The sequence below is a fragment of the Treponema sp. OMZ 906 genome, from assembly GCF_024181185.1.
Taxonomy (GTDB): domain Bacteria; phylum Spirochaetota; class Spirochaetia; order Treponematales; family Treponemataceae; genus Treponema.
Genome location: NZ_CP051196.1, coordinates 1940598 through 1954608 on the forward strand (window position 1 = coordinate 1940598; position 14011 = coordinate 1954608).

Annotated in this window: 13 protein-coding genes; all 13 read right to left on the reverse strand. The window is 46.6% G+C overall.

Going from position 1 to position 14011, the window contains the following annotated elements:
- Positions 1 to 262 precede the first annotated feature (262 nt).
- Complete coding sequence (locus E4N69_RS08715) at positions 263 to 1159, reverse strand: type I phosphomannose isomerase catalytic subunit (protein ID WP_253823590.1); 897 nt, start codon at positions 1157 to 1159, stop codon at positions 263 to 265.
- Positions 1160 to 1188: 29 nt separating this feature from the next.
- A complete protein-coding gene (gene priA / locus E4N69_RS08720; protein ID WP_253823591.1) occupies positions 1189 to 3189 on the reverse strand; it encodes a replication restart helicase PriA in 2001 nt (666 codons plus the stop codon).
- Positions 3190 to 3192: 3 nt separating this feature from the next.
- Complete coding sequence (locus E4N69_RS08725) at positions 3193 to 4128, reverse strand: uracil-DNA glycosylase (protein WP_162663942.1); 936 nt, start codon at positions 4126 to 4128, stop codon at positions 3193 to 3195.
- Between the two features lie 489 nt (positions 4129 to 4617).
- On the reverse strand, positions 4618 to 5052 hold the full coding sequence (locus tag E4N69_RS12710) for a CC/Se motif family (seleno)protein (protein ID WP_269138844.1): 435 nt from the start codon (positions 5050 to 5052) through the stop codon (positions 4618 to 4620).
- Between the two features lie 66 nt (positions 5053 to 5118).
- A complete protein-coding gene (locus E4N69_RS08740) occupies positions 5119 to 5946 on the reverse strand; it encodes a hypothetical protein (RefSeq protein ID WP_162663944.1) in 828 nt (275 codons plus the stop codon).
- Positions 5947 to 5956: 10 nt separating this feature from the next.
- Positions 5957 to 6652, reverse strand: a complete 696-nt coding sequence (locus E4N69_RS08745; RefSeq protein ID WP_253823592.1) for an ATP-binding cassette domain-containing protein — start codon at positions 6650 to 6652, stop codon at positions 5957 to 5959.
- A 15-nt stretch (positions 6653 to 6667) separates the two neighbouring features.
- Positions 6668 to 8038, reverse strand: a complete 1371-nt coding sequence (mnmE, locus tag E4N69_RS08750) for a tRNA uridine-5-carboxymethylaminomethyl(34) synthesis GTPase MnmE (RefSeq protein ID WP_253823593.1) — start codon at positions 8036 to 8038, stop codon at positions 6668 to 6670.
- A 13-nt stretch (positions 8039 to 8051) separates the two neighbouring features.
- Complete coding sequence (locus E4N69_RS08755) at positions 8052 to 8687, reverse strand: adenylate kinase (RefSeq protein WP_253823594.1); 636 nt, start codon at positions 8685 to 8687, stop codon at positions 8052 to 8054.
- Positions 8688 to 8708: 21 nt separating this feature from the next.
- Positions 8709 to 9398 (reverse strand): late competence development ComFB family protein, encoded by a 690-nt coding sequence (locus E4N69_RS08760; RefSeq protein ID WP_253714098.1) that lies wholly within the window; start codon positions 9396 to 9398, stop codon positions 8709 to 8711.
- Positions 9399 to 9490: 92 nt separating this feature from the next.
- Entirely contained in the window at positions 9491 to 10792 is a 1302-nt protein-coding gene (rodA, locus tag E4N69_RS08765; RefSeq protein ID WP_162663948.1) for a rod shape-determining protein RodA, read from the reverse strand.
- Positions 10789 to 12642, reverse strand: coding sequence for a penicillin-binding protein 2 (gene mrdA, locus E4N69_RS08770; protein ID WP_253823595.1), 1854 nt, complete (start codon positions 12640 to 12642; stop codon positions 10789 to 10791). Before mrdA ends, rodA begins: the two co-directional genes overlap by 4 nt.
- A 5-nt stretch (positions 12643 to 12647) precedes the next feature.
- A complete protein-coding gene (gene mreD / locus E4N69_RS08775; RefSeq protein ID WP_162663950.1) occupies positions 12648 to 13148 on the reverse strand; it encodes a rod shape-determining protein MreD in 501 nt (166 codons plus the stop codon).
- Positions 13145 to 14008: a rod shape-determining protein MreC gene (gene mreC, locus E4N69_RS08780; RefSeq protein WP_162663951.1), complete on the reverse strand. Its 864-nt coding sequence runs from the start codon at positions 14006 to 14008 to the stop codon at positions 13145 to 13147. The genes mreD and mreC overlap by 4 nt, the downstream gene beginning before the upstream one ends.
- Positions 14009 to 14011: the final 3 nt, after the last annotated feature.

A 14011-nucleotide genomic window follows, 5' to 3' on the forward strand; every position in this document is an offset into this window, starting at 1 on the left:
GTCCCTCGTATCCGTTCTGTCAACACAGTTTTATCGGGGTAAACGCATCAGGCCGTTTTTTTAGTAACCCCGCGGAAAAATTGATACTATTCGACCAGAGTTGAACCTCTTCGCGGTTCAAATGGTCTCACAGTCTCAATTTTTCCGCGGTTTTTATCTACTCTACCTGATGCATTTACCCATTTGTCGGAAAATGTACGAAATTTTAAGTAAAATTTCGTACAGAAGGAAGGTAACCCCGCTGAAAATATTTTTAATGCGGTTACCCCATCAGCATAATCGAAAGTGACGAACCTTGATTTGGAAGTACCGAAACGGCAGTATCACGCCGCACCATGATACAGTCCTCAGCCGCTACCTGCGAGGATGGAGCTCCGGCAGTTTTAAGTATGCCGTTTTCTGTAATTTCAAGCGTACCGCTTCCGGCGATGATAAAGAGGCTGCACCATCCGGTTTTTGCAGCAGGGGTATCAAATGCCGAAAACGAAATAGTCCCCGCAACGGAAAAATCTTTTTTTTCAAGCCTGAAATACGGACACACTGATTTTCCGCTAAAAGGATGTTCCGGCATCAGTGTAGACTTAGGCAGATACCGCAATACATCAAGTCCTTTTTGTATATGCACCTCACGGGGTCGCCCCCAGTCATAGAGCCGGTAGGTTATATCGCTTGACTGCTGCACCTCTAAAAGCCGCAAGCCGCCCTGTATCGCATGGACGGTTCCGGCAGGGATAAAGATAAAGTCCCCCTTCGCGACGGGAACGGAGCGGAGACAGCATTCGAGCGTATTATTTCGAATAGCCGTTTCCAGCTCGCTTCGGCGGTAATCCTTTTGCAATCCGTAAATAATCTTTGCGTTGGGTACCGCATCGAGCACATACCAGCATTCGGTTTTACCGGCGCTGTGTTCATGAAGGCGCGCATAGTCATCGTCGGGATGCACCTGCACCGAAAGCGTTTCGTTCGCCTGAATGATTTTAATCAAAAGCGGATACGAAGCGCCGGCGATAGCGTCAAGCGGTGTTCCGCCTATCTGCGGCGTTGTATCATCTACGAGAGACTGCCCCGCCGGATGAACGGAAACAATCCACCGCTCATATCCCCATATTTTCTCGGAAACAAAAGGCTGTGTTTTAAACATCGTTATACACTGCTGCATATCATCCCCCTCAATAGCATATTGCTGCCTCACAATAAACTGACCGGATCGACATCCGTTTCGATATACACACCCACAGCCGCTTTGTATTCGGTGATAAATCGGTAGACGGCTTTTTGCATCGGTGCAAGCGTTTCGGCGCGCAACAGCAGCTGCATCCGGTGATTGCCCGCCACGAGCGAAAGCATACAGTCGGACGGGCCGAGTATTTCTATGCCTTTCGCAGCATCCGGCGGAAACAGCTTCGGTAAAAGCTCCCGCGCACCGAAAGCGGCTTCTTCCGCTTTGTGTTGATCTTTACTGCGAAACACCAGCCGGATAAGGCGGGCAAAGGGCGGAAATTCCAATGCCTGACGCTGCTTTAGCTCCTGTGTATAAAAACCTTCCACATCATTGTGCTGCGCACAGACAATTGCAGGATGATAGGGATTATAGGTTTGAATGATAACCTCCCCGTCCGGAACATACCGCCCTGCCCTGCCCGCCACCTGCATGATGAGCGAAAAGGTGCGCTCGGCGGCTCTAAAATCGGGCATCTGTAAGCCGGTGTCGGCAAGCGCAATTCCGACCAGCCGCACGCCGGGAAAGTTTAAGCCTTTGGCAATCATCTGCGTGCCGAGCAAAATATCGATAGCGCCGTCCCGAAAGTTATTTAAGATCTGAACCGCCTGCTTGTTTTTTTGCAGAACGTCGGTATCGATACGCTGAACGGTGCAATCGGGAAAGGTTTTCCGCACCTGTTCTTCAATATATTCCGTACCGATGCTCGTGTAGCCCGCCTCGATGGAGCCGCATTCGGGGCAGGCACTCGGCGGCTTTGCCGTCCATCCGCAGTAGTGGCACTTCATCAGCCCCTCGCTTTTATGAAAGGTGAGCGGCACCGAACAGTTTTTACACAAGAGCTCGTGTCCGCAGTTCTTACACTTAAAGAAATGAGAGAACCCGCGGCGGTTCAAAAAGAGAATGGTCTGTTTCCCTTGCGTTTTGGTGTGGCGCATTTCATCGATCAGCGCAGTGCTTAACGCTCCGGCCGTATGCAACAGCGATTCGATGCGGATATGGGGCAGCGCCCCGCCTGAAAGCCGCTCGCTCAACCGCAGAGTACGGATTGCGCCGGTTTTCATCAAATGCCATGCCTCTACCGACGGCGTTGCCGAACCCATCACCAGCGGGCAGCTATGCTTTTTGCAGAGGTACATCGCAACCTGCCGCGCGTGGTAGCGGGGCGCAAAACCCGACTTATACGAACCGTCGTGTTCCTCGTCGATGATGATGAGTCCCAAATCACGGACGGGGGCGAATATGGCGCTGCGTACTCCGACGACAATCCGCGCCTCGCCCCGCGCAATACGCCGCCATTCCGCAAGCCGCTTGCTGCCGGTCAGTCCCGAATGGAGCACCGCACAGCGGTCGCCGAAACGCTTTTTAACGGTTTCCGCAACCTGATGGCTCAACGTGATTTCGGGAACCAGATAGATAACCGATTTTCCGGCAGCAAGCGCACGAGAAGCGGCCTGTAAAAAGACCTCGGTTTTACCGGAACCGGTAATGCCGTACACATAGAAGAACTCGCCGCCGGTGCAGCCGGAAATCGCTTCTACGGCGGAACGTTGTTCTTCCGAAAGCGTAAGCGCCGAAGCGGAAAAATCGGTTCCGGCGAATTCGATCCCGTCGGTATTCAGCTCTCCCGCTTCGCGTTTGCCGGAAGGCAGCATTGCGGAAAGCGCAATCCCCTCGGCGCAAATATAAAAGTGGGACATCCAGCGGGCGAGCGCCGCCTGTTCATCGGTGAAAAGCGGTTCCGCATCGATAATGCGGTCGATCGGCTTTATGTCGGCTTCGACAAAAGGACAACTTTTCGGCAGCGTTTCATGCTCTGCAACGATAAAACCGACGAGCTTGCGCGAGCCGAATCGAACCGCCGCCCGCCTGCCGGCTAAGGATTGTTGCCCGTCCGCAGCGACGGCATTCCGATAAAAAAACGATTGATACAAAGGAAGTTTAAAGACAAGCTCCAGCCACTGCGCCATAGATTAGCCCTGCGCCTGAAGTTCGTGCAGACGGGCGCGGAACCGCTTGAGGTCTTCCCATGCGGGGCGTTTAAGGCTTTCGTCCCGCAGCAGCGCGCTCGGATGATAGGTCGGCATCAGCGGTATCCCCTGATAGTCGAAAAAACGCCCCCGCAGCTTTCCGATGCCGTCGGAGGTTTGCAGCAAATGCTGTGCGGCAATGCGCCCCATCACCAGAATCATCTTAGGACGAAGAAGCCGTATTTGCGCATCCAAAAAGGCGGCGCAGCAGCTCCGTTCCTCCGGCGCAGGGTCGCGGTTTTGAGGCGGGCGGCATTTGACCACATTGGTGATATAGCAGTTCGTCTTACGCGAAAGCTGAATAGCCTCCAGCATCTTGTCGAGGAGCTGCCCCGCCCTACCGACAAAGGGTCTGCCCTGCCGGTCTTCGTCCGCGCCCGGTCCCTCGCCGATTACCATCACCTCAACGGAGTTGGTCAGGCGGGACAGCTCTTCGGGGCCTTCTCCCGCCACCGGATGAGTACGGGTTTGCCCCAATACACAGGCGGAGCACTGCGCAACCGCAGTGTAAATCTCCTGCATCGACCGAAACAGCGTTCCACCGTTACCGCCTACCGTCTCCGTATACATTCCGCCGGAAGCGGAGCCGCCTGCTGCCCCCTCAAGGCTATTATCGGCTGCAAAACCGCTGTTTCCGGCAAGACCGGTAAATGCCGCTTTGCCGATACCGCTTTGTTCATTGCCGGTACCTGCCGGATACGCTGCAGCACACTCGGTATTCACTGCAGCGCCGGTTGCCGCAACAACAGACGTTGAATCTCCGGCAAATGCAAACGATTCGGGATACGGCGCATCGCTGCGGTACCCTTCAATATATTCCGATGCGGTTCTAAAAAACCGATATAATACTTCACACGCTTCCGTTTCCATAATCACCATGACCACTGCATTATCAATATTTTAAGCGGTTACCTTCCTTTTGTTGTGCGAAATTTCGTAGGTATAAGGTGAGCGTCTAAAATGACGTCGCTCACCTTAACCGTCAAGTTTTCTTTCGAAAACTTGCATATTGACTTGTGCGCTTACCGCGCACCAATGCAACAGTTTCCAAAATTCATATTTCGTTCAACTATTGCATTTTCGAGAAACAAAATTTCGCACATTTTTCTAGCAGACGGGTAATCACATCGGGCAGAATAGATAAAAATCGCCGCATATTTCCTTTTGAAATATGCGGGCATCTACTTCGTTATTTCACAAAAATCACTCCGCAACGTTTCAGAACCGCCACGGACGGCGGTGGTTCTTTGCAGCAACGATGTTTTCTCTGCATATTATCTCGTAACTCACGAATGGACATGGACGTTCATTCGTGGGCGTTTCTGCGGGGCTATTAAAAAACGGCCTGATGCGATTGCCTGAGATTTTTTATTGTACAATCCCTTTTACGATAAATATCTCCTGCCAAAATGAGCTTTCCGCAGTTATCGTTACGGTACCATTAATCGTATCGGTTCCTTTTTTCATATAGACATCGATTCCGTTCGCTTCAAATTTGTCATAGTTGTTAATATCTTTAGGCATCCCGACAATCACGGTCGGATCTACAATAGTACCGCCTCACGATGCTCCCATTGCTATACAATAAATAGCTGTCGCTTTTTGCTTGCTAAGCGCAGCCAACGCTTTATCATCAAACACAACCTGAGCAACCGGCTTTTCGACCCCTGCACCGGTTTTAGTCTTTTCATTTGCTGCACAGGTCTGTGCTGTATCCCGCCGCGATTCAGGCTTACATGCGATACAGCCTACTATCAGTAAAACCGAACATACATACAAAAAATTTTTCTTATATTTCAGCATTGTTAGCTCCTCACATAAAACACAATAATGATTCTTAATATATAATGTCAACTATAAAAGAAATTCCTATACCTCTACCCTCTTTTTTAAAAGCCATACCGAAGCAAAAAAACACGCGATGCCTATCCCCAGAGAAATGAACGTCGAAACGATAGGGACATTAACAACCATACCGCCTGGGTATGATGCAACCTGCGCTGAATACTTAATACCGTATATAGTAATGGGACAATAGGCACTTAAAACCCTGCCGACCATTGCTTCAATTCTTCCGGTAAGAAAGAGCGTACCGGTAAAGATAAGAATAAAGCCGACTATCCATACTCCCCGCATCCGTTTAATATTAAAGGAACGCATCACTGTTTGAACGGCAAGCGCAACATTTCCGATAAATATGAATGACACTAACGATCCTAATAGCACAAAAGCAACGAGAGGAAAATTTTTAAGAAAAATAAGATTGAGAATATCTGCTGCTACTCGAAAAAACTGTTCACTCGTAAAACCGATATAATGATACGTCCAGCCTATCCAAACCGCTATTGAAAAAACGCCTGAGACAGCAATACAAATCATAAGTTCTGCGAGGCCGCATAGTATCCTACCGAGCAATATGAACTCGGTACGTACCGGCAACGTCAACATAAGATAGCTTTCATCGGTAAACAACAATGCCCGTGCGTAACCGCTGCTGCATCGAATAAACAGAAAGAGCGGAATGACCGTTAATACGGTTACAGTGAGCACAAACCACAACATATAAAACCCGTTAAATATGTTTTTGGTAAAGGCTAAAAAGAGCAGCTCGACGCCGCTCATACCTGCCATAACGGCACAGCTTAAAATAATACTCGGCAGCCGCTGCAAAAAAGTATATTTAAAAATCCGTTTCATTTGTTCCCTCTTAACCGAAAATTTCAAGATACAACTGATAAATCGATTTTTGATGGGCTTCCCTCAGTTGTTCCGCATTCCCCTGCATGGCAATTGTTCCATTGCGTAGAAACGCAACATCGGTAAACACATGCTCAACATCCGTAACAAGATGTGTACTGATGATAATCGCACTGTTTTCCGTCCATGTTTTAATGATCGTTTTGATAATTCTTTCACGAGCAACAGGATCCGTGCCTCCTAACGGCTCATCAAGCACGAACAGCTTTGCCGCCCGCGAAAATGTAAGCGTTAAATTCATCTTTTCGATCATCCCCTTCGACATCGTTTTAATCGTCTGCTTTTGTTCAAGCTCCATAAATTCGAGCAATTCCAAAGCCTTATTCCGATCAAAGTCATCGAAAAAATCCTGATAAAATTGAATAACATCAAGCGCAGTCATCCGCGGATATAAGCAGTTTCGATCGGGTAAAAACGAAACCATACGCTTTGTCTCAAGCCCGATCGGTTGGCCGCACACTCGAATATCGCCCGATGTTGCATGCAACAACCCTGCAATAATCTTCAAGAAAGTCGTTTTGCCCGAACCGTTCGGGCCAAGCAATCCGAGTATCGAACCTTCTTCTATCGCTAAAGAAATACCGTTCAACACCGGCTTGGTAAAATAGGATTTTTTTACCGAATCTGCCTGTAAAATAATACTCATATTGTAAACTCCCTCTTATTTGCCAACGCAAAAACCCGAAAATATTTTATCCAGAATATCGTCGGAGCGCACTTCGCCGGTAACGCTTCCGAGGGCATGCACCGCCTCTTCCACATCCTGGATGACGGCATCGAGCGGATATCCGCTACGTCCTGCTTCAAGCGCGTGGCGTACAGCTTCAAGCGCGGCGGTTACCGCTTCCTTTTGCCGCTCCGTGCCGAGCGAGATGCCTGCGTCCTGCATCGGCAGTGCGGTATCCGCCGTAACAAGACCGGCAACCGTATCAATCAGCACATCGATACCTACGCCCGTTTTCGAGCTCAACCTCACGGCGGGATACCGCTGCAAAGCCGCCGACAATGGTTCCGTTTGCCCCTTATCCGCCTTGGTTTGCACGATAATCAGCGGCACGGTATTCCGTTCGATAAACGCACTATCTTCTTCTGCCGGCGGCTTTGTCCCGTCAATTAAATACAGCACAATGTCGGCTGCCGATGCCAGCTCAACACTGCGTTGCACCCCTATCGCTTCGATTGTATCCTCCGTAGCGCGGAGCCCGGCGGTATCGAAAATATGCACAGGAATACCCTTAAAATCAAGTTCCGCTTCAAGCCAATCCCGCGTTGTGCCGTGAATATCCGACACAATTGCGCGGTCTTCTTTTAACAGCGCATTAAAAAGAGAAGACTTCCCTGCATTTGTTTTACCGGCAAGCACGAGGCGTACCCCCGCCTGATATATTTTTTCCGCTTGCCACGATGCGGCAAGTTGCTGCAATACCGAAAGCGGCTTTTTAAGAAGCGCTTCGTCAAAACTGTCTGCAATCGTTTCCTCATCTTCGGGATATTCAATTCCTACTTCAAGAGCAGCAAGCGCTGTCATTAAATCCGTTTTGATTGTTTCTATTTCGTGAAATACGGTGCCGGAGAGCCGGCCGGCTGCCTTTTGCTGCGCCGTATTTGTTTTTGAATCGATGATTTCCAGCACCGCTTCCGCACGGGTTAAATCCGCTTTACCGTGTATAAACGAGCGAAAGGTGAACTCGCCACGCTCCGCCGCACGAAAACCGTTTTTGATACAGAGCCGATAAATCGCTTTTACGACCCCCGGCCCGCCGTGGCAGATAATTTCGACGGCATTTTCACCGGTATTGCTTTTCGGAGCGCGGTACACACAGAGCACTACCTCATCTATTTTGATACCCTCATCGTGTATCCAGCCGTAAACGAGCGTATGCCCTTGTGACTGTAACAAAGCATTTGGACGGGAAAAAAAGCGAGAGATGAGCTCAATGCTCCGCGCCCCCGAAGTCCGCACAATACCGAGCGCCGCAGGAGCGAGAGCTGTTGCAATAGCGGCGATCTCATCATCAAGCGTATAATTCAAGCAACGGTATCCTTTAACGCTTAAGGGGGAAGAGTTTTATAAAATTATCCAAAATAACCGCCGGAGCGGGCTGTGCATCCAAGGTTATCAGGAGATGTTTATTTTGATAAAACTCAATTAGCGGAAAGGTTTGCTCGCGATAGGTTTCAAGCCGCTTTATGATCGCCTCTGTCCTATCATCCTCACGGATAATCAATGTCGTCCGGCAATTGTCGCACACACCCTCAATAAGGGGTTTCATAAACTCAATGTGAAAATTTTTACCGCACGAGGGGCATAGCCGCCTGCCCGATAAGCGTTTAATCACCGCTTCATCCGAAATATCGAAATTGATAACAGCATCAAGACTACAAAAATCTTCCAATATTTCCGCCTGAGCAATCGTACGCGGGAATCCGTCTAAAATAAAACCGTTACGAGCATCATCATGGGTAAGGCGTTCTTTTACCAAAGCGGCAGTCGTTTCATCATCAACAAGAGCGCCCGAATCGATAATCTTCTGAATTTTTTCTCCTAATGGGGTATGATTCTTGATAGCGACACGAAACATGGAACCCGTCGAGATATGGGGAATACTGTAATATTTTGCAGCATCCGACGCCAACGTTCCTTTTCCCGCACCCGGGGGACCTAAAAAAACCAATTTCATATATAACCTCTCGCGAAGTTTTTATGCCCTGCTAAAAAGGTATAAATCGGGTAAATTATGGCAGCTTTCCGCATCAAGCTCCCGTTTTACGCTTGCATCGCTCACCAAACCGAGTTTAAAATGGTAATGAATAGGATCGTACCCCTCACGTTCCGCATGAATATAAAAATTGAAAATCCGCTTTTCGCCTAATTCCGTCGCAAGAACGGGGAACGGCCAAAAGGTATACGTACCCGGCGTTTTTTTAGAAATAGTATACGGGTTATCCCAAAGATGATTCATCTGAGCTACCAAAGCATCTTCCAAATATAAGGCAACGGGAAGATCGGAAATAGGAGAAAAAGTTTGTCCGTCTAAGATACGTCCCGTAATGGTAGGAAAATTAAATACATAACCGGAAGGCAGAACTTGCTCAGATGACGTATGGGAACGCTTTGTGCTAAGGACAGTTTTCATACCTTCAAATGCCAATGTCGAAATATCGGCAAGAAGCTGATTTTTTTCCGACTGATCAATCTGCAAGAAATGTGCCATACCTCTACCGGAAGCCGTATACCGCGGTTTAATCCGATTTAAAACAAAACAAACCGTATCCAGACGGCATTGCATACAATTACAGGTGAACCATGGTTCATTTTTTTCTTTTGCAGCATCAAAAACTTTATTCACTTCGTTGTATACGAAATCTTCCATAAGGTTATGTATTGTCATTACGAAAGCTCCTATTTAATTAGTGTAGCGTAACATTATAGATTTTGCAAGCTTCTATATAAAGTATTATCGACAGTTTTTATAATAGCTTTTTACAGCTGTCTTAGACTGATTCCTATCACAAGCCCCACAGCAATCATTGCAGTCCATAAAGAAGACCCGCCATACGATAGAAATAAAAGCGGAATACCGGTTATCGGCATAAATCCCATAACCATTCCGATATTTACAATAAAATGAAAAAACAACATACCGACAACACCGGAAGCGATGAGCTTACCGAATAAATCATTTGTCTTTTTAATGATAAGAAATATCCGCAAAAAAATGATTGCATAAAGCGCAAAAACCAAAAGCCCGCCGAGAAACCCCCACTCTTCCGATAAAATACTGAAAATAAAATCGGTGCTCTGTTCAGGCAAAAAACGATAATGGCTTTGCGTTCCTTTTAGGAAACCTAAACCGGCTCGCCCCCCCGAACCGATTGCCGTCATCGATTGGAGAATATGCCAACCGGCTCCCAACGGATCGCTATTAGGATCCAGAAAGATAATCAACCGTTTCATCTGGTAATCCTGTAATTTTCTGCTCCCGACCAATGCGCCGGATAAGGAGACGGCAATAATGCCTAATACATACCCAATCCAGTAATAATACCGCTTTTTTAACAAAAGATATCCAATTGCGGCAATAATCCCTGCCCCGACAACAGAAAAGATAAGCAACAATGTAATATTTTTATTACCTAATACTTTAACCGCAAGAGAGTATCTATGTAAAATAGTCCGTTCCCAAAGAGGCAGGAGTGTAAAAATAAGTGTACAGACTGTTGTACCTAATAAGCCAAACACATACCGCAACGGGAAGCCGGCTATAAAGCACATGATCAAAAAAATAGGAAGATATACGGACGCTGTTCCAAGATCGGGCTGCAGTAGTATCAACCCCATCGGTATGAACATAATAACCGCAGCCTTTACAAATCGGCGAAGTTCCGGCTCATTCTGAGATCTTGACAGATACCATGCGAGAAATAAAATATAAATAATTTTTGTAAACTCGGAGACTTGTATACCGAAGTCTCCAATTCCAATCCAACTCCGGGCTCCTTTAACACTTTTTCCGAACAGTCTTGTATACACCAATAATAACATCGTGATAATATAGATCAATAAAGTACGATCAGCAATTTTAGTATAATCATATACCGCTACCGCAAACAGTAAAATCAATCCCGATACTACCCAAATAAGCTGTTTAATATATTCATGCGAAACTGATATGCCATCGGAATTAACTCCGGAGGAATAGATAAAGAGAATGCCAATAACCGACAAGCCGATCACGGCTAAAAAAAGTACATAATCAAAATTAGTAACATGTCTCAGATTCATTCTTGCCTTACCCTTACAGCCGGTAAAAAACTCTTACCACCAAGAGCTTCGAGTGCTTCTTCATACGTTTGGTCTGCAAAGACACCCTGAAAGATAATATTCGTAGCATAGGGTGCCCACCATTCCCATTTATTCTGCGCTTCAACCAATACAACTACTACAACGGCGTCTTCTGCCGGGGCATTGTATGGCCCATAAGCCGCCATCCATGAATGCCATCGATCGGAAAAACCTACTTCTGCGGTGCCGGTCTTCCCAGCAAGTTGTACAATTTTATTACGCATTGGGTATTGAGCCGTTCCGTCCGTAATGGTGTACCGCATATCAGCTCGCACCTGAGCGAATACATCTGAAGGAATATCACTTTGCCGTAATACCTCCGGCTTTTTTTCGTAAATAAGTTCGTTAGTACCGGGTGCTCTGACTTCTTTTAACAAATGCGGTTTATAAATCACACCATCGTTGACAACCATTGCGACCATATTCGCAACTTGTAACGGGGAAGCGAGCATAAATCCTTGCCCGATAGCCATATTCATCGTATCCCCGCCAAGCCATTTTTCATGGAATTGTCGTTCTTTCCATACAGGGTTGGGCACTTGGCCGATTGCTTGGCTCGGTAAATCGATTTCAGCAGACTTACCGTACCCAAAGTCGCGAACATGATCGACCATCTTATCAATACCGAGGTTATCGCGGCATACCGTCCAATAATAAATATCGCAAGACTGTGCGAGTGCATTCTTCAAATCGAGATATCCATGTCCGGAACGTTGATGGCAACGAAATAAGTGATTACCATATTCTATTTTACCGACACATTGTACTTTTTTGTCCGGAGGAAATGCCTTTTCCGCCAGAATCGCAGTAGACATCGCAATTTTAAATGTTGAAGCGGGAGGATAGCTTGCATTAACAGCCCTGTTCAATAGTGGATTGCGGGGATCATGCAGCACCTGTACATACATCTCATTTCCATTATCATTCAAAAAAAGATTGGAATCAAAAGAAGGATACGAAACAAGCGCAAGAATTTCTCCTGTTGCAGGCTTCAGTACCACGGCAGCTCCAATACGTTGACCAAGCGCGTTTTCCGCAAGCTTTTGAATTTTTCGATCGATCGTTAAAATAAGATTATTACCCGTCTTAGGAGGAATAAGAGCCGTATTGTTTTCAATTAACCGCCCTCTTGCATCAACTGTACGGTATTCACTACCATCTTCCCCGCGCAACCACTCATCATAATATTTTTCGATGCCAGCCTTACCGATTGAAGTATTCGCGGTGTAGCCCTTGTTATAGAAAGTCTTAAGTTCTTCTTTTGTTATATCACCGACATAGCCGAGAATATGGGAAAATGATCCTGTTTCTACATAGTTGCGCACCGGCTTTGAATGCCACGAAACACCCGGCAACTCATCGATATTTTCTGCAAGCGAAGTAATAACTTCATACGGAAGATTAGACCGTATCTCGACACTCTGAAAAGAGCTGCGCTTCGCCGGCAATTTCCTTTCAATCTCTGCAACGGGAATTCGTAGAATATTTGCAAGGCGAGCGATAACCGTCGAAAATGCCTTTTTCGGAATTTCTCCCGGTGTTACCGATACGGCAAAGGTGTTGGTATTGAGCACCAGCGGGACATTTGCATTACGGTCAAAGATTTCTCCACGCTGTGCAGAAATACGTTCAGAACGTTGGGATATTGTTTGAGACTGTTTCCTAAACTGATCACCGTGAATGATCTGCATCGAAAACAACCGAAAAAGATATATCACTAAAATACAGAAAACAAAGGCAGTAAAAAACTTCAGCCGTCTATCAACTTGTTGAAAATCTTGCTCATACATGGAATTCAGAGCTTCCTTATTTCAAATGCATTCGGAAATAAACCGAGCAACATAAATAACGGCGGCGAACAAAGGCTATTTTCTGCAACTTCAATCCAAAAGGGAACTGCAAGCAGATTATAAACCTGAATACTTTGACCGAACAGCACACGTAACACTAATAAAATTCCCGCCTTTAAAAACGTTGCCGAAAGACCGAGTATAAGTGGAAAAAAGAAGCGCCGCACATTGTATTTCCCATACAGCATACCATAAAGAAATCCGAGTACGGTAAATACAAATGAATGGAGCCCCATCGGCGCCAATGAAAGGAAATCAAAAATGAGTCCGGAAAAAAAACCTGCTGTAATACCGGCAGCAGTACCGTTATACAGCGCGATATACACTACTAGAATTAAAATTAAATCCGGTAATGCCGGCAATAACTGAATATGAGACAAAATAGCTGTTCCAAACACACCGAGTAAAAAGGCTGCCGCAACCGTCCACAGAATAACTTTTCTCACTGCACCGCCTCCTCATCAGAACTCGATAAGATTAACACAAATACATAATCGAGCCGGGAGAAATCGATAATCGGCTGCACTGCTAACTCTAGATAGGATTCGTAATCATGCACCTTAATACCGGTCACAATACCGATAGGACTGCCTTTAGGGAACAGATTATTCTCCCCCGAAGCGAGAATTCTATCGCCGATGGCAATTTCGTCTTTTGCCCGCTTTTGCACATACTTCATAATAAGCGGGAGCTCAGCAGTACCCTGTCCGTTAATCAAACCCCGATGTTTCGTCGTTTGGATGGAGGCTGCAACATAACACTGATAATCATATATCGGAATGATCATACTGCTGTCGCGGCCGGTTTGTACGATTTTTCCCACCAAGCCGACATTGCTGCCTTGGAATGCCAATACCGGCATATTTTTGCGCACACCGTGCTTTGTTCCGCGGTTGATGATAATACCGGAGTAGAGATTATCAGGGTCAAATCCGACAACCTGCGCCGGAATATTTTTATAGGCGATCATGTCCGCAAAGCCGAGTAATTCCTTTAACTCCTTGTTTTCGCGGCGTATATCAGCATTTGATCGCTGCAAAAGCTCATAATCTTTAAGTTTCTCGCTCAACGCCACATATTTTGAACGCAGCTCTGCAAGCTCTCGCACAGCCGAGACCGCATCCGTTACAAATGTAGACACCGAATGAACGGCATTCTCCGTCCCAGCCGCAACCGAAAAGCCGACCGATTTAAAATCGACGATAAATCGGCCTCCGGAGAACGTCAATAACACTGAAGATATGATAAGCAGTAGGATCAGCAAAAAGATATCAAGCTTTACCTTAAATGAAAATTTTCTTCTCATTAT

Bases quoted from the DNA above. Each gene is read 5' to 3' on its own strand.
- E4N69_RS08715 (WP_253823590.1), bottom strand. From the start codon at position 1,159: ATGCAGCAGTGTATAACGATGTTTAAAACACAGCCTTTTGTTTCCGAG.
- priA (WP_253823591.1), bottom strand. From the start codon at position 3,189: ATGGCGCAGTGGCTGGAGCTTGTCTTTAAACTTCCTTTGTATCAATCG.
- E4N69_RS08725 (WP_162663942.1), bottom strand. From the start codon at position 4,128: ATGGTGATTATGGAAACGGAAGCGTGTGAAGTATTATATCGGTTTTTT.
- E4N69_RS08740 (WP_162663944.1), bottom strand. From the start codon at position 5,946: ATGAAACGGATTTTTAAATATACTTTTTTGCAGCGGCTGCCGAGTATT.
- E4N69_RS08745 (WP_253823592.1), bottom strand. From the start codon at position 6,652: ATGAGTATTATTTTACAGGCAGATTCGGTAAAAAAATCCTATTTTACC.
- E4N69_RS08755 (WP_253823594.1), bottom strand. From the start codon at position 8,687: ATGAAATTGGTTTTTTTAGGTCCCCCGGGTGCGGGAAAAGGAACGTTG.
- E4N69_RS08760 (WP_253714098.1), bottom strand. From the start codon at position 9,398: ATGACAATACATAACCTTATGGAAGATTTCGTATACAACGAAGTGAAT.
- rodA (WP_162663948.1), bottom strand. From the start codon at position 10,792: ATGAATCTGAGACATGTTACTAATTTTGATTATGTACTTTTTTTAGCC.
- mrdA (WP_253823595.1), bottom strand. From the start codon at position 12,642: ATGTATGAGCAAGATTTTCAACAAGTTGATAGACGGCTGAAGTTTTTT.
- mreC (WP_162663951.1), bottom strand. From the start codon at position 14,008: ATGAGAAGAAAATTTTCATTTAAGGTAAAGCTTGATATCTTTTTGCTG.